The sequence below is a fragment of the Agromyces lapidis genome (assembly GCF_009749405.1).
Lineage (GTDB): Bacteria > Actinomycetota > Actinomycetes > Actinomycetales > Microbacteriaceae > Agromyces > Agromyces lapidis.
In genome coordinates this window covers 303,803-323,511 of the sequence record NZ_WBIQ01000007.1, presented here as the reverse complement: position 1 = coordinate 323,511, position 19,709 = coordinate 303,803, and the positions used below count along the sequence as shown (strand labels likewise).

Genomic DNA, 19,709 nt, shown 5'->3' with positions numbered 1-19,709 from the left:
ACGTCGGCGGCATCTTCCGTGCCACCGGCGCCCTCGGCGGTCGTCAGGATCGCCTCGCCGTCCCGCGCGCAGGAGGCACGGGGCATCCGCGGCCGGGCGATACCATGTCGCCCATGGCTCGCCGCACCCGGGTGCTCGTCGTCGCGATCATCGTCTCGTTCATCGCCTTCCTCGACGGCGCCGTCATCAATGTGGCGCTGCCCTCGCTGGCCGAAGAGCTCGGCGGCGGTCTCGCGCTGCAGCAGTGGGCGGTCGACGCGTACCTCCTGACGCTCGGCGCGTTCATCCTGCTCGCCGGCTCGCTCTCGGACTCGTTCGGGCGCGCGCGCATGATCCGCATCGGCCTCTACGGCTTCGGCGTGACCTCGGTCGCCTGCGCGATGGCGCCCGACGGCGTGTTCTTCGTCATCGCCCGCGCGTTCCAGGGTGCCGCCGGCGCACTGCTCGTGCCGAGCTCGCTCGCACTCATCGTCGCGACGTTCCCGATCGCCGAACAGGGCAGGGCGATCGGTCGCTGGACGGCGTGGACGACCGTCGCGTTCCTCATCGGGCCGCTCTTCGGCGGGCTGCTCGTCGATCTCGTGTCGTGGCGCCTCGTGTTCTGGATCAACATCATCCCGATCGCCGTCGCGCTCGTGATGCTGCGGGGCATCGCGCGCGACGAGCCGGTCACCGAGCGCGCCCCGATCGACTGGACCGGCGCCGCGCTGTGCGTCGCCGGCCTCGGCGGCACGGTGTTCGCGCTGATCGAGGGAGAACGGCTCGGCTGGGGTTCGCCGATCGTGCTCGTGCCGCTCGTCGTCGGCGTGATCGCGCTCGGACTCTTCGTCTGGTGGGAGCGGCGCACCCCGCAGCCGATGCTGCCGCTCAGCCTGTTCGCGGCGCGCAACTTCGCCGCGGGCAACCTCGCCACGCTCTTCATCTACGCGGCGTTCTCGCTCGGCCCGTTCGCGATCACGATCTTCCTGCAGGAGTTCGGCGGGTTCTCCGCCACCGCCGCGGGCCTCGCCACGCTGCCGCCGACGATCATGCTCGTGCTCCTCGGCTCGTGGTTCGGCGGCCTCTCGACGAGGTTCGGCCCGAGGATCTTCATGACCGCGGGGCCGATCATCGTCGCCCTCGGCTACCTGCTCACGCTCGCGGTGACCGAGGAGGTCGTCTTCTGGACCGAACTCCTCCCCGGAATCGTCGTCTCTGGACTCGGCATGGCGATCACCGTCGCCCCGCTCACCGCCGCGATCCTCGGCGCCGTCGATCCCGCCAGGGCGGGCATCGGATCGGCCGTCAACAACGCCGTCGCCCGCATCGCGGGCCTCGTGGCGATCGCCTCGATCGGCGTCATCGTCGGATCGACGCTCGACGTCGACGGCTACCACCGGGCGGCGATCGCGACCGCGGCGCTGCTCGTCGTCGGGGGAGTCGTCTCCTGGCTCGGGATCCGCAATCCGCCTCAGGCGGCGCGCGTCGAGGCGCCTTCGTCTGCGTCGCCGGCCGACTGATCGGCGACGGGGCCGCCGACTTCCGGCGCGCCCGCCGCGTCGAGTGCGGCGAAGAGGTCGGCCGCGAGGTCGTCGACGTGCTCGAGCCCGATCGAGAGCCGCACGACGGCCTCGCCGGGCTTCGCCTCGCCGGCGACGGGTCGGTGCGTGAGCGACGCCGGATGCTGCACGAGCGAGTCGACCCCGCCGAGCGAGACCGCGTGGGTGACGAGCTCGCACGACTCGGTGAAGCGCACGGCGGCGTCGAAGCCGCCCGCGAGTTCGAGCGCGATGATCGAGCCCGGACCCTCGAGCTGCGTGCCGAGGAGGCCCAGCGGGTCCTGCCCGGGCAGGCCCGGGTAGTGCACGCGGGCGACCGCAGGATGGCCCGCGAGACGCTCGGCGAGCTCGCGGGCGGTCGCCTGTTGGGCGCGCACCCGCAGCGGCAGCGTGCGGAGCCCGCGGTGCAGGAGGTAGGCGGCCATCGGGTGGAGGAGTCCGCCGGTGAGCGCCCGTACCCGGCGGAGACGCTCGACCCAGTCGCGGTCGGCGGCGACCACGCCGCCCATGACGTCGCCGTGACCGCCCAGGTACTTGGTCGCACTGTGCAGCACGAGGGTCGCGCCGTGCTCGGCCGGTCGCTGCAGCACCGGAGTGGCGAAGGTGTTGTCGACGAGCAGCGGCACCTCGCCCGCGGCGTCGGCGAGGCGGCGCAGGTCGACGAGCTCGAGCGTCGGGTTCGCGGGCGTCTCGACGACGACGAGCCCGGTGTCGGGGCGGATCGCGCCGGCGACCTCGTCGACCGTCGCCCAGGTCACCTCGGTGCCGAGCAGGCCGCTCTCGAGCACGTGGTCGGTGCCGCCGTAGAGCGGGCGCACCGCGATGACGTGGGGCCTGCCCGCCGAGGCCGTGGCGATGAGCACCGCGGCGAGCGCGGCCATGCCGCTGCCGAATGCGACGGCGCCGTCGGTGCCCTCGAGGCCGGCGAGCGACTCCTCGAAGCGCGCGACGCCGGGCTGCCAGAGTCGCTGGTACACCGCCGAGCGCCCCTCGCCGAGATCGTGGCCGGTGGCGAGCTCCTCGTAGCTGAGCCCCCCGGTCTCGACCGAGCCGAGCGGGTTCGTGGTCGAGAAGTCGATGACGGGAACGTGGGATCCGCTCTCTCGGACGCCGTTCATTCCGCCGTGGACGGCGCGGGTCTCGAGGTGCGACGACGATGTCTGCATGGCTCGCACTGAAGCAGATTCTGCTGAATCTCTCAAATCGGTCCGCACGATCATTGCGATACTCTGGATGCCTCGCAGAATCTGCAGAATCGATCCGCTTGGAGTCCACGCATGGCGCAGAAACCAGAACTCGACCGCGTCGACCGCGCACTGCTCCAGGCGCTCTCGACGAACGCCAGGGCCTCGGGCGCCGCGCTGGCCGCCGAGGTCGGCGTCGCGGAGTCGACCGTGTCGCTGCGGCTGCGCCGGCTGCAGGCGCTCGGCACCGTGCGCGGCTACCGCGTCGAGGTCGACCTCGCTTCGCTCGGGGTCTCACTGCAGGCGCTCATCGCCGTGCGGCTCGTGAAGCACGACCGCAGCGAGATCGACGCGTTCCGTGCGCAGGTTCCGCACCTGCCGGGCGTGCTCGGCGTGTTCCACATGGCGGGCGCCGAAGACTACCTGCTGCACGTCGCCGCGCGAGACGCCGAAGAGCTGCGCGAGTTCGTGCTCTCGCACCTCACGGGTCACCCCGCGGTCGCCCACACCGAGACGAACCTCATCTTCGAGCACGTCGACGGCGACGGCTGGAACAAGCTGGTCGGCTGAGGCGAGCCGGCGATCACCAGGATCTCGGATCCTCCCGAGCCGGTGGCGCCGATCGGGTGGTGATCTCCGAGATCACGGCGTCGACCGACCCCGGCTCGCGCCGTTCGGCGATCCGAAATGCTGTCAATCCGGGCGAAACGGCGGCCTCGCTGCGTCGACGCCGATAGCGTGAACGTCGGCCGTGACCGCGGCCGCGCACTGGCGCGGGTACCCGGCGGCCTCCCCATCCACCGGTGCGCCCGTGACGACGGAGGAGAGCACATGACCGACGAGCAGCCCCAGGGCACCCCCGCCGACCGTGACCGCTGGCGCCGTTACCTCGCGGCCGAACGTGCCGAAGCGGCCGTCTACCGCGAACTCGCCGCCCGTCGCGACGGCGAGGAGCGCGAGATCCTGCTCGCCCTCGCTGCGGCCGAGGGCCGCCACGAGGCCCACTGGCTCCGCCTCCTGGGCGGCGACGACCGCGGAGTGCCCCGCGCCGACCTCCGCACCCGCATGCTGGCGTCACTCGCCCGACGCTTCGGCTCGATCTTCGTGCTCGCGCTGGCCCAGCGCGCCGAGGCCAGGTCGCCGTACGCGAGCGACCCGCACGCGACCCCGGCGATGGCGGCCGACGAGCGAATCCATGGCGAGGTCGTGCGCGGTCTCGCCGCGCGCGGGCGCCGCAGTCTCGCCGGCACGTTCCGCGCCGCCGTGTTCGGAGCGAACGACGGACTCGTCTCGAACCTCGCGCTCGTGCTCGGCATCGGCGCGACCGGCGTCGCCCCGGGGGTGGTGCTCTTCACCGGCATCGCGGGTCTCCTCGCCGGCGCGCTCTCGATGGGCGCGGGCGAATACGTCTCGGTGCGTTCGCAGCGGGAGCTGCTCGAGGCATCCGCCCCCGACCCGACTGCGCGCGAAGCGCTGCCGCACCTCGACGTCGACGCGAACGAGCTGGCCCTCGTCTATCGGGCGCGCGGCATGGAGGAGCAGGAGGCGGTCGACCACGCCGCCCTCGTCGTCGCCCGCGTGCAGGCAGCCGAACAGGTGCACGCCCCGACCGACGCCCTCGCCGTCGCCGAGCACGACGACGAGGCCGTCGGCACGGGCATGTCGGCCGCGATCTCGAGCTTCCTGTTCTTCGCCTCCGGCGCGCTCATCCCCGTGCTGCCGTACCTCTTCGGCATGACCGGGGTCGCTGCGATCGTCACCGCGACCGTGCTCGTGTGCATCGCCCTCCTCCTCACCGGCGCGACCGTCGGGCTGCTCTCGGGCGCGTCGCCGCTCAAGCGCGCGTTCCGCCAGCTCGCGATCGGAATCGGCGCCGCAGCCGTCACCTACCTGCTCGGGCTCGCGTTCGGTACGAGCCTCGCCTGACTCGTCGCCTGCGTCGGCGCGGGCCCGCCGCCGGGGCGGTCGCCCGGCGGGCCACCGTCCCGGCGTGAGGCGATGATCATCAGGCAGGCGATCAGCGCGATCGCGGTGCCGAGCGCGCAGAGTCGGACGACGACCGCGGACGCGCGCGCGCCGAAGCGCCCGCGGGCGAGCGCGAGCAACCCGAGGCCCGCCAGCCCGCCCGCGGCGTTCGCGATCACGTCGGTCGAGTCCGTGCTGCCGATGGCGAGCACGTACTGCAGGGCTTCGAGCGCGAGGCTGAGGGCGGCCGAGATCGCCGTGACCCGCCACCATCGCCACCCCGGGGCGAGCAGGCCGAGGTAGACGCCGAACGGCACGAAGAACGCGATGTTCGCGAGCACCTCGCGGGGCGCGCTGGCCCCGAACTCCGAGGTGTCGGCGAACGGCACGAGCTTGATCACCCGATCCTGCGCCTCGCCGATCCAGGGCGTCCCGCCCTTCCACAGCACGATCCACACGAGCAGCGCGAGATACGTCGCGAACAGCACGATCACGAGTGCCCGGGCCGGCATGCGAAGCCGGGATGCCTCGGCGGCGGGTGCGGCCGGTCGGGTCGTCGTCGTCGTCATCGTTGCATCCGCGGATCCTCGGTGGGGTCGGCGTACGGCTCGGGGCAGCCGTCGGCGACCGCCGCGGGACGCAGCTCGAAATGCCACGACTCGTTGGCGTAGATCTGGCAGAGCCCGTACGCGGCCCCGTGCTCCGAGAGCCACGAGGTGGCCTGCCACTCGCCGAGATCGATCGCGTCGCCCTGCACATGCGGCGAGGTCTCCGCGGTGGCGACCCAGCGCGCCGCCTCCTCCGCCGAGCCGTACTCGGCGACGGCGTCCCGCAGCAGCTCCTCCTGGTACTCGGCGGATCGCCAGCCGCTGTTGACGACGAAGGCGATGCCCTCGGCCTCGGCGTCCGTCGCCGCACGGCGGACGGCGTCGAGGAGCACGGGGTCGAGATTCGCGACCGCCGCCTCGCCGTCGTCGAAGACGGATACGCCGGCGCCGACACGACCGTCCCCGTCGACCGCATCGTCGCCGTCGCGTGCCGGCCCCGCACCGGGGATCGGCTCGCCGCCCGTCGGCGGCATCGCCGACGACGACGGCCCGCCGAGGGATCCGGCGACCGCCGTCACGAGCATCGTCGCGCCGATCGCGAGCGCGAGCGCGAGCGCGATGAGGAGGGCGAACGGGTTCGCACGGCGGGCCGCAACCGGGCGGCGTGCGGTTCCGATGCGGTATGCGGAGGTTTCAGGGCGGGCCTTCGTGGTCATGCAATCAGCCAACGGGAGCGGCTGTTGCCGGAGCGTATCCGCTTTCGCATACACCGGCGATATGCGCCGCCTCGTACCATCGGAAGCGTGCGCGTGCTGATCGTCGAGGACGAACCACTCCTGGCCGGAGCCATCCGTGACGGGCTTCGGCTCGAGGCGATCGCCGCCGACATCGCGGGCGACGGCGACACCGCGCTCGAGCTGCTGAGCGTGAACTCCTATGACCTCGCGGTGCTCGACCGCGATATCCCGGGCCCGTCGGGCGACGAGGTCGCCCGACGCATCGTCGCCTCGGGCAGCGGGACCCCGATCCTCATGCTCACCGCGGCCGATCGGCTCGACGACAAGGCCTCCGGTTTCGAGCTCGGCGCCGACGACTACCTCACCAAGCCGTTCGCGCTTCGCGAGCTCGTGCTGCGGCTCCGTGCGCTCGATCGACGACGCGCGCACAATCGGCCCCCGGTTCGCGAGATCGCGGGGCTGCGGCTCGATGCGTTCCGGCGGGAGGTGCACCGCGACGGGCGCTACGTCGCGCTCACCCGCAAGCAGTTCGCGGTGCTCGAGGTGCTCGTCGCCGCCGAAGGCGGGGTGATCAGCGCGGAGGAGCTGCTGGAGCGCGCCTGGGACGAGCACGCCGACCCCTTCACCAACGCCGTGCGCATCACCGTTTCGGCGCTGCGGAAGCGACTCGGCGAGCCGTGGCTGATCGCCACGGTTCCCGGAGTGGGCTACCGCATCGACACCGGGCGGACCGCCGCCGACCGGGCGGGCGGGCGCCCGGACGACGGCGGTGAAGGGCATGGGGACGGTGACGTACGTGGATAGGGCACCGGGGCTCAGCGTCCGTCTCAAGCTCACCCTGAGCTACGCGGGCTTCCTCATGGTCGCCGGCGCGCTGCTCCTCGCGGTGGTCTGGGCGTTCCTCCTGCGCTATGTTCCGGCCGAGGCGATCGCGACCATCGGCGGCTTCGTACCGGGGCGCGACGACCTCATCCGGGCCTTCGCGCCCGCGGTCGCCTGGGCCCTGCTCTTCCTCCTCCTGCTCGGGCTCGCGGGCGGCTGGTTCCTCGCCGGCCGGATGCTCGCCCCGCTGCGGCGCCTCACTGCGGCCACGCGGCGGGCCGCGACCGGTTCGCTCTCGCACCGCGTCGAACTGGAGGGCCGTCGCGATGAGTTCCGCGAACTGGCCGACAGCTTCGACGCGATGCTCGCGCAGCTCGAGGCCCACCTCGACGAGCAGCGTCGCTTCGCCGCGAACGCCTCGCACGAGCTGCGCACTCCGCTGTCGATCACCCAGACTCTGCTCGAGGTCGCCCACGACGACCCGCAGAGCGACACCACGGCCCTCATCGAGCGCCTGCAGACGGTCAACACGCGTGCGATCGAGCTCACCGAGGCGCTGCTCCTGCTGAGCCGCGCAGACCAGCAGTCGTTCGCCCGCGAGCCCGTCGATCTCTCGCTGCTCGCCGAGCAGGCTGCCGAAACGCTGCTTCCGCTCGCCGAGCAGCGCGGCATCGCGCTCGACGTCTCAGGAGACGTCGCCGTCGCGCTCGGCTCGCCCGCGCTCCTGCTGCAGCTGACGACGAACCTCGTGCACAACGCGATCGTCCACAACCTGCGTGCCGACGGCGCCGTGCGGGTCACGACCGCATCGCGCCCGGGTGAGGCGGTGCTCGTCGTCGAGAACACCGGCGAGCGACTCGACCCCGCGCTCGTGTCGACGCTGACCGAACCGTTCCGCCGTGGAAACGTACGCATCAGAACCGATCGGGGCGGCGTCGGACTCGGCCTCGCTATCGTGAAGAGCATCGTTCGGGCGCACGGCGGCACCCTCACCCTCGCGTCACGCGACGGGGGAGGGCTCCGCGTCGTCGTGACGCTGCCGGCCGCGTCGTGACCACCCGCTGCCGATGATCCCTTCGCCCCCGAGGAGTCCCATGACCCGCCCTGTCGCCCTGATCACCGGCGCCGGCCGCCGCAACACGATCGCCTGGGCGATCGCCGTCGCTCTCGCCGCCGACGGCTGGGACATCGCATTCAGCCACCTCGGCGAATACGACCGTCGGATGGCCCTCGGCGGCGACCCCGATCGCGACCCCGCCGCGCTCGAGGCCGAGCTGCGCGCGCTCGGTTCCCGGGTGATCGCGCTCGACGCGGATCTCGCCGACCCCGAGGTGCCGGCACGACTCATCGCCGCCGCGGCGGAGCTCGGCCCGGTTCGCGCACTCGTGCTCTCCCACGCGCAGGGCGTCGACTCGGGCATCCTCGACACCTCCCTCGAGAGCTTCGACCGGCATTTCGCCGTGAACGCCCGCGCAGCCCTGCTGCTCGTGCAGGCGTTCGCACGGCAATTGCCGGCCGCAGGCGGCGGCGCCAGCGGCGGCGGCGGCGGCGGGCGCATCGTCGCGCTCACGAGCGACCACGTCGTCGGCAACGTGCCCTACGGAGCGTCGAAGGGCGCCCTCGATCGCATCGTGATCGCCGCTGCCCGCGAGCTCGCCCCGCTCGGCATCACCGCGAACCTCGTGAACCCGGGCCCGGTCGACACGGGCTGGATGGATGAGGCGACCCGCGCAGCGCTCACCGCCCAGCAGCCCACGGGCCGGCTCGGCACCCCCGACGACGCGGCGAGGCTCGTGCGCTTCCTCGTGTCCGACGAGGCGCGCTGGGTGACCGGCCAGCTCATCCACAGCGACGGCGGCTTCTCGATCTGAGCCGGAGACCGTGACGGCTCCGCGCGCGCGGCTCCGCGCGCGACGGGTTCAGGCCGGCGTGGTGACGAAGTCGATGAGCTCTTCGACCCGGCCGAGCAGGGCCGGCTCGAGGTCGCCGTAGCCGCGGACCTGCCCGAGGATGCGCTGCCACGCGCGGGCGATGTCGGCCTGGTCCTCGTGCGGCCAGCCGAACGCCTCGCAGATGCCGTGCTTCCACTCGGTGCCGCGCGGGATGATCGGCCATTCGGTCCTGCCGATGCGTGCCGGCTTCACGGCCTGCCAGATGTCGATGTACGGATGCCCCACCACGAGCACGTGCGCGCCGTGGGGGCCGCGGGCGACGGCGTCGGCGATGCGCTGCTCCTTCGAGCCGGGCACCAGGTGGTCGACGAGCACACCGACCTTCCGCCCCGCACCGGGGCGGAACTCCGCGAGCGTCTCGGGCAGCACGTCGACGCCCTCGAGGTACTCGACGACGACCCCTTCGACGCGGAGGTCGGCGCCCCAGATCTTCTCGACGAGCTCGGCGTCGTGACGCCCCTCGACGAAGATGCGGCTCGGCAGTGCGACCTTCGCGGGAGATGACTCGGCGACGAACGAGCCGGACGCGGTGCGCAGCCGGCCGGTCGGCGCCTTCGGCTTCGGTGCGACGAGCTGCACGGCGCGACCGTCGACGAGGAAGCCGTGACCGAGCGGGAACATCCGGTGCTTGCCGAAGCGGTCCTCGAGGGTCACGGTGCCCTTCGCGACGCCGACCACTGCACCGCAGAAGCCCGACTCGGCGAGTTCGACGACGAGGTCGCGTTCGGCCTCGACCGCGGGGATCACCGTGCGGCCTCGGGCGCGCCAGTCGCCCGAGAGCACGTCAGCGCCGTAGCGGTCGGTCGGATCATGGTCGAAGGGAGGCGTCGCGGGCACCGATCGAGGCTATCGGAGGCCGGGCGACGTCGCTGAACGACACGAGCAGCCGCGGGCAGGCTGCAGGCGAGCCGCGCGGCAATGTTCACCGGAAGTCGCGCGAACGGGAGGGCGCGGCGACGGTGAGCGACTCGAATCGGTCGACGATGAGATTCGTCACTCCCTCTTTCGAACGCTCGAGGATGCCGCGCACGACCATCGCGGGTGCCTCCCGGGCGATGCGCCGGTACCGGTTCCAGACGCCGACCCCGGCGATCACGTTGAGGGTGCCCGATTCGTCTTCGAGGTTCAGGAAGGTGATGCCAGAGGCCGTCGCAGGGCGCTGCCGATGCGTCACGACCCCGCCGACCTCGACCCGCCGACCAGATTCGACGTCGCGCAGGCGATCGATGCGGATCACCCCGCGCTCGTCGAGCCGCTCGCGGATGTGGCGGATCGGATGGTCGTCGGGGGAGATGCCGGTCGACCAGAGGTCGTAGACGACCTGCTCGGCGGGCGAGAGCATCGGCAGGAGCGGCGGCTGCACCACGACCACCGAGCCCGGCAGGAACTCGGCGCGATCCTGCGCCGCCTCGCCGGCCAGCCACAGCGCCTCGCGTCGGGAGAGCCCGAAGCCGTCGAAGGCGCCGGCCGCGGCGAGCGCCTCGAGCTGCTCGGTATCGAGCCCGGCCCGCCGCGAGACGTCGGCCATGTCGCGGTAGGGGCCGTGCGCCTCGCGTTCGTCGACGATGCGCTGCGCCACCTGCTGGCCGATCGCCTGCACGTCGGCGAGGCCGAGCCGCACGGCGAAGGCGGCGTCGCGCCGGTGCTCGGCCGAACGATCGGGCGCCGAGCGGTCGAAATCGCCGATCGGGGGCTGCTCGGCGTCGGTGCACGAGTGGAGCCCGCTCGGCGGGCGGCGGCGGTCGTCGGGCGACCACGTGGCATCCGCCCCACCGCCTGCGCTGCCCGAGCCGACCGCCGGCTCGAGCACCTCGAGCCCCGCGTGCGCGCCCGAACGCAGCACGTCGGGTCGCAGCACCCGCACCCCGTGTCGGCGCGCATCGGCGGTGAGGGTCTGCGGCGAGTAGAACCCCATGGGCTGCGCGCGCAGCAGTGCGGCGAGGAACGCCGCGGGGTAGTGCAGCTTCAGCCAGGAGCTCGTGTAGACGAGCAGTGCGAAGGCGAGGGCGTGGCTCTCGGCGAAGCCGAAGTTCGCGAAGGCCTCGATCTTCGCGTAGATCGCCTGGGCGTCGTCGTCGGAGATGCCGTTGGCCGCCATGCCCTCGAAGAGCTTCGCACGCAGCTTCGAGATCTTCTCGACCCCGCGCTTGGACCCCATCGCCCGGCGCAGCAGGTCGGCGTCGGCGGCCGTGCAACCGCCGACCGCGACCGCCATCTGCATGAGCTGCTCCTGGAAGAGCGGCACGCCGAGGGTGCGTTCGAGAACCGGCTTCAGATTCGGGTGCAGGTAGCTGACGGCCTCCTCGCCGGTCCGACGGCGGATGTACGGGTGCACCGCGCCGCCCTGCACCGGGCCTGGCCTGATGAGCGCGATCTCGACCACGAGGTCGTAGTACCGGCGCGGCTTCAGCCGGGGGAGGGTGCCCATCTGCGCACGGCTCTCGACCTGGAAGACGCCGATCGAATCGGCCCGGCAGAGCATGTCGTATACGGCGGCCTCTTCTTTGGGAATCGACTGCAGTTCCCACACCTCGCCCGTGTGCTCGCGCACGAGATCGAAGGTGTACTGCAGGGCGGCGAGCATGCCGAGCCCGAGCAGGTCGAACTTCACGAGGCCCATCCAGGCGCAGTCGTCCTTGTCCCATTGCAGGACCGTGCGGTTCGGCATGCGGGCGTGCTCGATGGGGCAGACCTCGCCCACCGGCCGGTCGGTGAGCACCATGCCGCCCGAGTGGATGCCGAGGTGGCGCGGGAAGCCGAGCACCTGCTCGGCGAGCGCGATCACCGGCGCGGGGATGTCGTGGTCGTCGGTCTCGACGACGGCCCCCCAGCGTTCGACCTGCCGCGACCACGCGTCCTGCTGCCCGGCGCCGTAGCCGAGCGCCTTGGCCATGTCACGCACCGCGACCTTCGGCCGGTAGCTGATGACGTTCGCCACCTGCGCGGCGTTCTGCCTGCCGTACTTCGCGTAGACGTACTGGATGATCTCCTCGCGCCGATCGGAGTCGAAGTCGACGTCGATGTCGGGCTCCTCGTCGCGCAGGGCCGAGAGGAAGCGTTCGAAGGGCAGGTCGAACTTGATCGAGTCGACGGCGGTGATGCGCAGCGCGTAGCAGACGGCCGAGTTCGCCGCCGAACCGCGCCCCTGGCAGAGGATGCCTCGCCGCCGGGCTTCGCTCACGAGATCGTGCACGATCAGGAAGTAGCCGGGGAAGTCCTTCTGCTCGATCACCGCGAGCTCGTGCTCGAGCCGCGCGCGCACCTGCTCGGGCACCCCCGGATAGAGCTCTGCGGCGCCCTGCCAGACGAGTTCGCGCAGCCAGCTCATCGAGGTGTGCCCCGCTGGGACCTCTTGCCGGGGCAGCCGCGGACGGGCGCTGCGCAGCGTGAAGCCGAGTTCGCCCGCGAGCACGACCGAGTGCTCGACCGCACCCGGGTAGCGGGCGAAGCGGGCCGCCATCTCGGCGCCGCTGCGCAGGTGCATGCCGTCGGAGGCCGGCAGCCACCCGTCGAGCTCGTCGAGGCTGCGCCGGGCGCGCACCGCCGCGAGGGCGTTCGCGAGCCGATGCTCGGGCGGGGTCGCGTAGTGCACGGCGTTCGTCGCGAGGAGGGGGAGCCCCGCCCGTTCTGCGAGCCCCGCGAGCACGTCGTTCGCGCGCTGGTCGGCCGGGGCCCCGTGATCGAAGAGCTCGACCACGACCTGCTCGCGTCCGAAGAGCGCGATCAGGCGGTCGAGCTCGCGCCACGCGGCCTCCGCGCCGCCGAGGTCGAGGGCGCGGCGAACCGCGCCCTTCCGGCACCCGGTGGGGATGACCCATTCGCCGCCCGCGCGTTCGGCGAGCTCCTCGAGCCCGTAGACGGGACGGCCCTTCTCACCGCCCGCGAGCTGCCCGGCGGTGATCGCCGCGGCGAGCCGATGGTAGCCCTCCTCGCGGCGGGCGAGCACGAGCAGGTGCTCGCCCTCGGGGTCGGCGGCGCCCATCTGCGGGGCGCTGAGTCCGAGCGAGAGCTCGGCACCGAAGACGGTGCCGAGCTCTGGGAAGCTCTCGGCCGCCTCGGCGAAGCGCACGATGCCGTAGAAGCCGTCGTGATCGGTGATCGCGAGTCCGGCGAGGCCGAGCCGATGCGCCTCCTCGACGAGCTGCTCGGGCGCCGAGGCGCCGTCGAGGAAGCTGTAGTTCGAGTGCGCGTGCAACTCGGCGTAGGGCACCACCGGCCCGTCGGGTGCGGCGAGGCCCTCGCTCGGCCGGTACGGCTGGCGCTTGCGGCTGAACGCCGGGCCGTCGCCGCCGTCGGCGATGAGCTTCGATGCGCCGGGGTTCGGGCGACGCCGGTCGGAGAGCGTGCGCTCGAGCTCCGACCAGGGGATCTCGGGGTTGTTCCAGCCCATCAGTCGTACCTCGCCTCGGCCCACCAGCCCTCGTCGTCGCGCACGAGCAGCCACGCGCAGCCGTCGTGGTCGACGATCTGGAAGCGGTGCACGCGGCGGGCCCGTTCGGCGTCCCACCAGCGTTCGACGACGGGCCACGGCCCCGCCCACGCCCGCACCTGCGCGGAGGCGCCGCTGCCGACCGCGAAACGCACGGGCGGGGCCGAGATCGCTCCGCGCTCGTCGATCGCGACGGGGGCACCGGCCGCGTCGAGCAGGGCGACCGGATGCCGCTCGCGGAACACGCTCGCCGGCGCGAGCGCGGGCAGGCTGCCGGGCCACGGCGCCTCACGGCGCTCGGGTGCGCGATCGCCCCACGGCACGAGCACCTGACGGTCGGCGAGCATGCGCCCGCCGCCGACCGCCGCCGTCACCACGCCCTCGTGCCCGAGCATGCTCTGCACCCGGGTCAGCGCGTGGTGCACGCGCTCGTCGGGCCCCTGACCCCAGAGCCCGGCCTCGTGGTTCGCGGTGCCGTCGACCCTCTCGGGGATCACCCGCAGCTTCGTGATCGGCGAGGCGAGCCCGGTGTCGGCGAGGCCTGCGCCCTGCAGCTGCCAGCGCACCCGGTCGACCACGTCGGCCGGGGTGAACCAGCGCGGGTGCAGCCAGCTGCGGGCGGAGTGCCCGCCCCGTTCGTCGTCGAGCTCGACCCGGATCGCCGTGCATACGAGCCGCGCCGCACGCATGCGGTCGATGAACTCCTCGGCCCGTACCCGGAACGCGAAGGCGAGCTGGTCGATGCGGTCGAGCGGCGGCTCGAACTCTGCGGTGATCTCGAACTCGGGCGGGGGAGTGCGGGCCGCGACTCCGGTCGCCTCGCGCCCGGCCGCGCGATCGTGGCCGAAGGCGCCTGCGGCGCCGAAGCGCCGGCGCACGTCGCCGTGCGGCAGCGCGGCGAACTCGCCGAGCGTGCGCACGCCGAGCCGGTTGAGCAGCGTGCGGGTGCGCTCGTCGACGACGAGACCGACGGGCAGCGGCGCGAGGAACGCAGCGGAGCCGCCCGGCGCTACGATGCCCACGGGCGAGGAGCGCACGGCCCGCGCCGCCTGCTCGGCCGCGAAGGGGCCGTCGGCGATGCCGACCCGGGCGCCGGCCACCCCGAGCCGCTCGACGGTCTCGAGGAGGGCCTGCGCCGCGGCATCCTCACCGCCGTAGTACCTCGCCGGCCCACGCGCGCGCATCGCGAGCGTGCCGGGGCGCACGATCTGCACCCCGGGCACGGTCTGCTCGACCTGCCGAACCACCGGTTCGAAGGCGCGCACGTCGAGCACCGGGTCGTACGGCAGCACCGTGATCGCGGGGGAGCGGTACTGCGCCTCGCGCAGCCGGAGCCCCCGCACGACCCCGTCGCGACGGGCGGCCGCCGAGCACGAGTGCACCGCGCCGCCCTCGGTGAGCGCGAGCGGCGCCTCGGGGTCGAGCCCGGCCTCGCGGGCTGCCGCGAAGACGGGCCAGTCGGGGCACCAGAGCACGATCGCCCGGGCGGGGGAGACGGCGGTCATGCCGGTCTCCGGAAGTCGGCGTGGAGCACCGGAGCGAGCCTCGATGCCGCAGTGGACGGGCGCCCCGTGCCCGCCCCGTCCGGGTCGTTCGCCGACTCGGTGGCCACCGCGAACCCGAGCGCGCGATCGGGCAGGCGCAGCCTCGAACGCCGCCGCTTCGCGAACCCGCCCCGGCCGGCCGCGCTCACGACGACCTCGCGCTCGTCGAGCAGGCCGTGCCCCAGTTCGAGGCCGTGCCATTCGCTCATCTCGACGCCGAGGCTCGCGTCGGCGCCGGGCCAGGCCCCTGCGGCGATGAGCGTGGCGCCGCGCTCGCGCAGGCGGGCCGCGAGCCGTGACGCCTCGGCGGGAGCGACCCGATCGGCCGGCCGGACGGCGACGACGGGGATGACGTCGGCCAGGGCCGCCACCACCGCGAGCCACTGCCGGCCGGGCTCGGGGACGAGCACGAGCCGTTCGAGTTCGATGCCGAAGCGGGCGGCCGCCTCGACGCCGAACTCGGGCATGCCCACGACGGCGACCCAGCGCCCGCTCGCCGAGGGCGCCGCGAGCAGCGCCATCACGAGGGTGGTCGACCCCTGCGCCTCGACGACGGTGCCCTCGCGCAGGCTGCCGCCCGGCAGGAGCCCCGCGAAGGCCGGGTGGGTGGGCACCGCGCGGGTCTCGAGCCGGGTGGACTGCATGCCCTGGATGCGCGCCTGCAGCTCGTCGACGCGCTCGAGCCGAGCGGTCGAGGAGCGGAGCGGAGCAGCCGGGGTCACCTCTTCAGTTTCGAACAAATGTTCGAATACGGCAAGTCGGATGCACCGACCGTCCACCCGGTTCGGATGTCGGCGGGGCGGGGTAGCCTGACGCCATGTGCGGACGCTTCGTCATCTCCGATACCGCCCCCGACCTGGTGGCGCTCTTCGACATCGACACGGTCGGCGAGGGGCTGCCCGAGCCGAGCTGGAACGTGCGGCCGACCGAGCAGATCCCGGTCGTCATCGAGTCGAACAAAGAGGGGCCGGTCGTACGGCGCCTCGAGTCGGCGCGCTGGTCGCTCGTCCCCTCGTTCTCGAAGGAGCTGAAGCTCAAGTACCCGACCTTCAACGCCCGGTCAGAGGGGGTCGCGACCTCCTCGGCGTTCCGCGCCTCGCTGCAGGGCAAGCGAGCCCTCATCCCCGCCGACGGGTACTACGAGTGGCACACGGTCGGCAAGCGCAAGACGCCGTACTTCATCCACTCGGGCGAGGGCCCCATCGCCTTCGCCGGGCTGTACTCGTGGTGGCGCGACCGCACGAAGGCCGACGACGACCCGGCGCGCTGGGTGCTCACCGCGACGATCATCACCGCCGACGCGACGGGCGGGCTCGCCGACATCCACGACCGCATCCCGGTCATGCTGCCGCCCGAGTTCTGGTCGACCTGGCTCGATCCCGAGACGAGGGGCGACCAGTCGCTCGTCGATGAGGCCGTCGCCGCGTCGAGGCCGATGGTGCCCGAGCTGCGTTTCCACGAGGTCGCACCGCTCGGCGACAACGGCCCCGAGCTCATCGAGCCCGTCGAGCCGAGCGAGACGCTCTGACGCACCGCTTTGAGCAGCAACAGGCCGCATCACCCGTCGCGCAGCGAAGCGCAGACGAGCCGAGGAGGATTACGGCTGGTCGTTCGCCAACGGTGAGAGCGGCCGCTCGAAGAAGGTCTCGAGGACGACGGTCGCCTGCGTGCCGCTCACTCCGTGGATGGCATAGATCCGGCGCAGCACGTCTTGCAGCTGCTCAGTGGTCGCGGTCCTCACCTTCACCAGCACCGAGGCGCTGCCGGCGATGACATGCGCCTCCAGGATCTCGGGCAGCGCGGCGAAGTCCGGCGCCGAATCTCCCATCCAGGACGTCGAGTCGACCATGACGTAGGCGAGGACGTTCCTGCCGACGGCAGCCGGGTCCAGGTCGACGGTGGTGCGCTTGATGACGCCACGTTCCCGCAGCTTGCGGACGCGCTCATGGGCCGCGCCGGCCGACAGGCCGACGGCCTGACCGAGCGCGGCATAGGGCTGGGTGGCGTCCTCCTGGAGCCGAGCCAGCAGGAGGCGGTCGAGGTCATCCACAGTTCTCCATTCGGCTTGAAGTGCTTGTGACAGTATCCCATACTGTGATTCGTCAGCATCATTGGTTGACATTCGGAGTATGGGTTTGAGGAGTGGACACGATGAGCGGCGATCGCGTGGGGCTGTACGAGATGCTCGATGAGCGGTTCCGAACCGGAAGGTGCATGAACGGCGACGAGGCGCTCGAGGTCCTGTTCACCGGCTGCCGCTGGGCCGAGGGGCCGATCTACGTGCCGACGTGGCGACAGGTGGTCTGGAGCGACATCCCCAACGACCGGATGCTCCGGTGGGATGAGGAGACGGGTGCGGTCGGCGTCTTCCGCCGCTCCGCCGGGCACAGCAACGGCAACACCCTTGACGGGTGCGGCCGGCTGATCACCTGCGAGCAGGGCAATCGACGAGTGACCCGGACCGAGCACGACGGCACCGTGACGGTGCTGGCCGACCGGTGGAACGGCAAACGCCTGAACAGCCCGAACGATGCGGCCGTGAAGTCCGACGGTTCGATCTGGTTCTCCGACCCCGACTTCGGAATCACGAGCGACTACGAGGGGTATCGCGCCCAGAGCGAGATCGGCTCCAACAACGTCTACCGGATCGATCCGGACACGGGCGGGGTGCGCCTCGTCGCGGACGGATTCGGAGCGCCGAACGGACTGGTGTTCTCGTCAGACGAGCGGCAGTTGTTCGTCTCCGACACTCGAGCGGGCGTCATCCGGGTCTTCGCTGTGCGTGACGACGGCACACTCTCCGACGGCCGTGTCTTCGCTGAAGCGGCGGAACGCGAGCGTGCCCGCTTCGACAACCTCCGTTTCGACGACGGCGGCCGCCTGTGGGTCGCCGCGATGGACGACGGCGTGCACTGCTACGACCCCGACGGCACCTTGATCGGCCGTCTCAATATTCCCGAGGCGGTCGCCAACATCTCGTGGGGCGGCGCCAAGCGCAACCGCCTCTTCATCGCGGCAGAGACCAGCCTGTACTCGGTCATGATGGGCGTGACCGGCACGCACCCGACCGGGCCGGGGCGGCGGCCCTGGCTCGAGCCCGCAGCGCGGTGAACGCGGCTTCGACTCACCAGACGGGCCTGCTCGGTCACGCCGAGGTACTCGGCCTTCACCTGCAGTGGGCGGAGTAACCCGACCGCTCGGTTGACGCGGGTACCCCAGGGGTCGAGACTCCGACGACGCACCGTGGGTTCCGACCCCGGAAACGCAAGAAGGCCGGATCAGCATCTGATCCGGCCTTCTCGACACAAGCGTGCGCGAGGGGGGACTTGAACCCCCACGCCCGTTAGGGCACTAGCACCTCAAGCTAGCGCGTCTGCCATTTCCGCCACCCGCGCTTGTGTTTCTCCGCTGATCTCTCAGCGGCCGTAGAAGAGATTAGCACGGTTTCCGGGGCCGTTTTGACCAAACGGCGCCCTGCGCTGGCCCACCCCGATGAAACCCCGGATGGCATGCCGAAAAACCGGTTCCGGACGACCTTCCCCGACGTCTGGAGCCGCGGATCGGGGCCAGCGACTAGCGTGGAGCACATGGCCGAGGCATCCGAGAATTCAGCGACGAACCCCGTGACGAACCCGACGGGGGCTGCCCTCGACGAGACGGCCGTGATCGCCCGCGATCTCATCCGGTTCGACACGTCGAACTACGGCTCGGGCAAGGCGAACGGCGAGCGCGAGGCCGCCGAGTACGTCGAGGCGAGGCTCGCCGCCCTCGGGCTGGCGCCCCAGATGTTCGAGCCCGAGCCCCGGCGCACGAGCGTCGTCGCTCGAGTGCCCGGCAGCAACCCCGAGAAGCCGGCGCTCGTCGTGCACGGCCACCTCGACGTGGTCCCCGCCGACGCCCGCAACTGGAGCGTCGACCCCTTCGCCGGTGAGATCCGCGACGGACTGCTCTGGGGACGCGGAGCCGTCGACATGAAGGACATGGACGCGATGATGCTCGCCGCCCTCGGCGACATCCTGAAGTCGGGCCGGCTGCCCGAGCGGGAGCTCGTCTTCGCCTTCTTCGCCGACGAGGAGGCCGGCGGCGGTGCCGGTTCGAGCTGGCTCGTCGACCACTACCCCGAGCTCTTCGCCGGGGCGACCGAGGCCATCAGCGAGGTCGGCGGGTACTCGATCACCGTCGGCGGCCGGAGGGCGTACCTGCTGCAGACGGGGGAGAAGTCGCTGCTCTGGATCAAGCTCGTCGCCCGCGGTGTCGCGGCGCACGGATCGCGTCGCATCCGCGACAACGCGATCACGCGACTGGCCGAGGCCGTCGCGGTGCTCGGTCGCACCGACTGGCCGATCCGGCTCACCGACACGACGCGCGAACTCCTCGGCGAGATCGCGGGTGTGCTCGGCGTCGACCCCGAGCAGGTCTCGCCCGACGAGCTCGCCCTCGCGACCGGCTCGGCCTCGGGATTCATCACGGCCACGCTCCGCACGACCTCCAACCCGACCCTGCTCGAGGCCGGCTACAAGCACAACGTCATCCCCGACCGGGCCGAGGCGCTCATCGACATCCGCACCCTTCCGGGCGAGGAGGAGGCGGTGCTCGCCGAGGTGCAGGCGCTCGTGGGCGACGACATCGAGATCGAGATCGTGCACCGCGACGTCGGGCTCGAGAGCTCGACCTCCGGCAGCCTCGTCGACGCGGTGAAGCACTCGCTCGCGGTGCACGATCCGGGTGCGCCGGTGTTCCCGTACCTGCTGTCGGGCGGCACCGACAACAAGGCGCTCAGCCGGCTCGGCATCGACGGCTACGGCTTCGCTCCGCTCCGGCTGCCCGAAGGCTTGGACTTCCCTGCGATGTTCCACGGTGTTGACGAGCGGGTGCCGCTCGACGCACTAGTCTTCGGGAGGCAGGTCCTCCGCGACCTGCTCCTCGAGTACTGACCGGCCCGCCGCAGGCCGAAGCAGAGATCCGCCGCGCGCGGAGACGGAAGGCGACA

General features: G+C 72.1%; 17 protein-coding genes and 1 tRNA gene. 9 read left to right on the top strand and 9 right to left on the bottom strand.

The window, feature by feature from the left end; genetic code table 11:
• The first annotated feature begins 113 nt into the window (after nt 1–113).
• Entirely contained in the window at nt 114–1,499 is a 1,386-nt protein-coding gene (locus GQQ93_RS12465; RefSeq protein ID WP_343032747.1) for an MFS transporter, read from the top strand.
• On the opposite strand, the gene GQQ93_RS12460 is transcribed toward GQQ93_RS12465, so the two are convergent.
• A complete protein-coding gene (locus GQQ93_RS12460; protein ID WP_157424542.1) occupies nt 1,451–2,704 on the bottom strand; it encodes a trans-sulfuration enzyme family protein in 1,254 nt (417 codons plus the stop codon). The two genes, GQQ93_RS12465 and GQQ93_RS12460, sit on opposite strands and share 49 nt — an antisense overlap.
• A gap of 111 nt (nt 2,705–2,815) precedes the next feature.
• On the opposite strand from GQQ93_RS12460, the gene GQQ93_RS12455 reads away from it, so the two are divergent.
• Nucleotides 2,816–3,292 (top strand): Lrp/AsnC family transcriptional regulator, encoded by a 477-nt coding sequence (locus GQQ93_RS12455; protein ID WP_157424541.1) that lies wholly within the window; start codon nt 2,816–2,818, stop codon nt 3,290–3,292.
• A gap of 261 nt (nt 3,293–3,553) precedes the next feature.
• Nucleotides 3,554–4,648: a VIT1/CCC1 transporter family protein gene (locus tag GQQ93_RS12450; RefSeq protein WP_157424540.1), complete on the top strand. Its 1,095-nt coding sequence runs from the start codon at nt 3,554–3,556 to the stop codon at nt 4,646–4,648.
• Here the strand turns inward: GQQ93_RS12450 and GQQ93_RS12445 are convergent.
• Both GQQ93_RS12445 and GQQ93_RS12440 read right to left on the bottom strand, forming a co-directional pair.
• Nucleotides 4,609–5,256, bottom strand: coding sequence for a VanZ family protein (locus GQQ93_RS12445; RefSeq protein ID WP_157424539.1), 648 nt, complete (start codon nt 5,254–5,256; stop codon nt 4,609–4,611). The two genes, GQQ93_RS12450 and GQQ93_RS12445, sit on opposite strands and share 40 nt — an antisense overlap.
• Nucleotides 5,253–5,951 carry a M15 family metallopeptidase gene (locus GQQ93_RS12440; protein WP_246192303.1) on the bottom strand — a complete coding sequence of 233 codons (699 nt, stop codon included), beginning with the start codon at nt 5,949–5,951 and terminating at the stop codon, nt 5,253–5,255. Before GQQ93_RS12440 ends, GQQ93_RS12445 begins: the two co-directional genes overlap by 4 nt.
• 87 nt (nt 5,952–6,038) lie before the next feature.
• Here GQQ93_RS12440 and GQQ93_RS12435 point away from each other — a divergent pair, with 87 nt between their 5' ends.
• The 3 genes from GQQ93_RS12435 to GQQ93_RS12425 are packed head-to-tail and all read left to right on the top strand — an operon-like array spanning nt 6,039 to nt 8,665.
• The gene (locus tag GQQ93_RS12435; protein ID WP_212277329.1) at nt 6,039–6,776 is read left to right on the top strand and encodes a response regulator transcription factor; all 738 of its coding nucleotides are present in this window, start codon (nt 6,039–6,041) and stop codon (nt 6,774–6,776) included.
• A complete protein-coding gene (locus GQQ93_RS12430; protein WP_157424538.1) occupies nt 6,769–7,848 on the top strand; it encodes a sensor histidine kinase in 1,080 nt (359 codons plus the stop codon). The genes GQQ93_RS12435 and GQQ93_RS12430 overlap by 8 nt, the downstream gene beginning before the upstream one ends.
• A 40-nt stretch (nt 7,849–7,888) precedes the next feature.
• Nucleotides 7,889–8,665, top strand: coding sequence for an SDR family oxidoreductase (locus GQQ93_RS12425; protein ID WP_212277328.1), 777 nt, complete (start codon nt 7,889–7,891; stop codon nt 8,663–8,665).
• A gap of 48 nt (nt 8,666–8,713) precedes the next feature.
• On the opposite strand, the gene GQQ93_RS12420 is transcribed toward GQQ93_RS12425, so the two are convergent.
• The 4 genes from GQQ93_RS12420 to GQQ93_RS12405 all read right to left on the bottom strand — a co-directional run bounded on the left by GQQ93_RS12420 (nt 8,714) and on the right by GQQ93_RS12405 (nt 15,441).
• Nucleotides 8,714–9,583 carry a DUF3097 domain-containing protein gene (locus tag GQQ93_RS12420; protein WP_212277327.1) on the bottom strand — a complete coding sequence of 290 codons (870 nt, stop codon included), beginning with the start codon at nt 9,581–9,583 and terminating at the stop codon, nt 8,714–8,716.
• Between the two features lie 85 nt (nt 9,584–9,668).
• Nucleotides 9,669–13,136, bottom strand: coding sequence for an error-prone DNA polymerase (locus GQQ93_RS12415; protein WP_157424536.1), 3,468 nt, complete (start codon nt 13,134–13,136; stop codon nt 9,669–9,671).
• Nucleotides 13,136–14,680, bottom strand: coding sequence for a DNA polymerase Y family protein (locus tag GQQ93_RS12410; RefSeq protein WP_157424535.1), 1,545 nt, complete (start codon nt 14,678–14,680; stop codon nt 13,136–13,138). Before GQQ93_RS12410 ends, GQQ93_RS12415 begins: the two co-directional genes overlap by 1 nt.
• Entirely contained in the window at nt 14,677–15,441 is a 765-nt protein-coding gene (locus tag GQQ93_RS12405) for a hypothetical protein (RefSeq protein WP_212277326.1), read from the bottom strand. Before GQQ93_RS12405 ends, GQQ93_RS12410 begins: the two co-directional genes overlap by 4 nt.
• 95 nt (nt 15,442–15,536) lie before the next feature.
• Here GQQ93_RS12405 and GQQ93_RS12400 point away from each other — a divergent pair, with 95 nt between their 5' ends.
• Nucleotides 15,537–16,247 carry an SOS response-associated peptidase gene (locus GQQ93_RS12400; RefSeq protein WP_157424534.1) on the top strand — a complete coding sequence of 237 codons (711 nt, stop codon included), beginning with the start codon at nt 15,537–15,539 and terminating at the stop codon, nt 16,245–16,247.
• A 69-nt stretch (nt 16,248–16,316) separates the two neighbouring features.
• Here GQQ93_RS12400 and GQQ93_RS12395 read toward each other — a convergent pair whose 3' ends face one another.
• The gene (locus GQQ93_RS12395) at nt 16,317–16,769 is read right to left on the bottom strand and encodes an Lrp/AsnC family transcriptional regulator (RefSeq protein WP_157424533.1); all 453 of its coding nucleotides are present in this window, start codon (nt 16,767–16,769) and stop codon (nt 16,317–16,319) included.
• A 101-nt stretch (nt 16,770–16,870) separates the two neighbouring features.
• Between GQQ93_RS12395 and GQQ93_RS12390 the strand changes: the two genes are divergently transcribed.
• Nucleotides 16,871–17,830, top strand: a complete 960-nt coding sequence (locus GQQ93_RS12390; RefSeq protein WP_157424532.1) for an SMP-30/gluconolactonase/LRE family protein — start codon at nt 16,871–16,873, stop codon at nt 17,828–17,830.
• A gap of 200 nt (nt 17,831–18,030) precedes the next feature.
• Here the strand turns inward: GQQ93_RS12390 and GQQ93_RS12385 are convergent.
• Nucleotides 18,031–18,114, bottom strand: a tRNA-Leu gene (locus GQQ93_RS12385).
• Nucleotides 18,115–18,306: 192 nt separating this feature from the next.
• On the opposite strand from GQQ93_RS12385, the gene GQQ93_RS12380 reads away from it, so the two are divergent.
• Nucleotides 18,307–19,653, top strand: a complete 1,347-nt coding sequence (locus GQQ93_RS12380; protein WP_157424531.1) for a M20/M25/M40 family metallo-hydrolase — start codon at nt 18,307–18,309, stop codon at nt 19,651–19,653.
• Nucleotides 19,654–19,709: the final 56 nt, after the last annotated feature.

What these genes read in the sequence shown, in the direction of transcription:
- GQQ93_RS12450 (WP_157424540.1), top strand. Translation starts at nt 3,554, where the DNA reads ATGACCGACGAGCAGCCCCAGGGCACCCCCGCCGACCGTGACCGCTGG.
- GQQ93_RS12460 (WP_157424542.1), bottom strand. Translation starts at nt 2,704, where the DNA reads ATGCAGACATCGTCGTCGCACCTCGAGACCCGCGCCGTCCACGGCGGA.
- GQQ93_RS12400 (WP_157424534.1), top strand. Translation starts at nt 15,537, where the DNA reads ATGTGCGGACGCTTCGTCATCTCCGATACCGCCCCCGACCTGGTGGCG.
- GQQ93_RS12455 (WP_157424541.1), top strand. Translation starts at nt 2,816, where the DNA reads ATGGCGCAGAAACCAGAACTCGACCGCGTCGACCGCGCACTGCTCCAG.
- GQQ93_RS12465 (WP_343032747.1), top strand. Translation starts at nt 114, where the DNA reads ATGGCTCGCCGCACCCGGGTGCTCGTCGTCGCGATCATCGTCTCGTTC.
- GQQ93_RS12440 (WP_246192303.1), bottom strand. Translation starts at nt 5,951, where the DNA reads ATGACCACGAAGGCCCGCCCTGAAACCTCCGCATACCGCATCGGAACC.
- GQQ93_RS12425 (WP_212277328.1), top strand. Translation starts at nt 7,889, where the DNA reads ATGACCCGCCCTGTCGCCCTGATCACCGGCGCCGGCCGCCGCAACACG.
- GQQ93_RS12415 (WP_157424536.1), bottom strand. Translation starts at nt 13,136, where the DNA reads ATGGGCTGGAACAACCCCGAGATCCCCTGGTCGGAGCTCGAGCGCACG.
- GQQ93_RS12445 (WP_157424539.1), bottom strand. Translation starts at nt 5,256, where the DNA reads ATGACGACGACGACGACCCGACCGGCCGCACCCGCCGCCGAGGCATCC.
- GQQ93_RS12410 (WP_157424535.1), bottom strand. Translation starts at nt 14,680, where the DNA reads ATGACCGCCGTCTCCCCCGCCCGGGCGATCGTGCTCTGGTGCCCCGAC.
- GQQ93_RS12390 (WP_157424532.1), top strand. Translation starts at nt 16,871, where the DNA reads ATGAGCGGCGATCGCGTGGGGCTGTACGAGATGCTCGATGAGCGGTTC.
- GQQ93_RS12380 (WP_157424531.1), top strand. Translation starts at nt 18,307, where the DNA reads ATGGCCGAGGCATCCGAGAATTCAGCGACGAACCCCGTGACGAACCCG.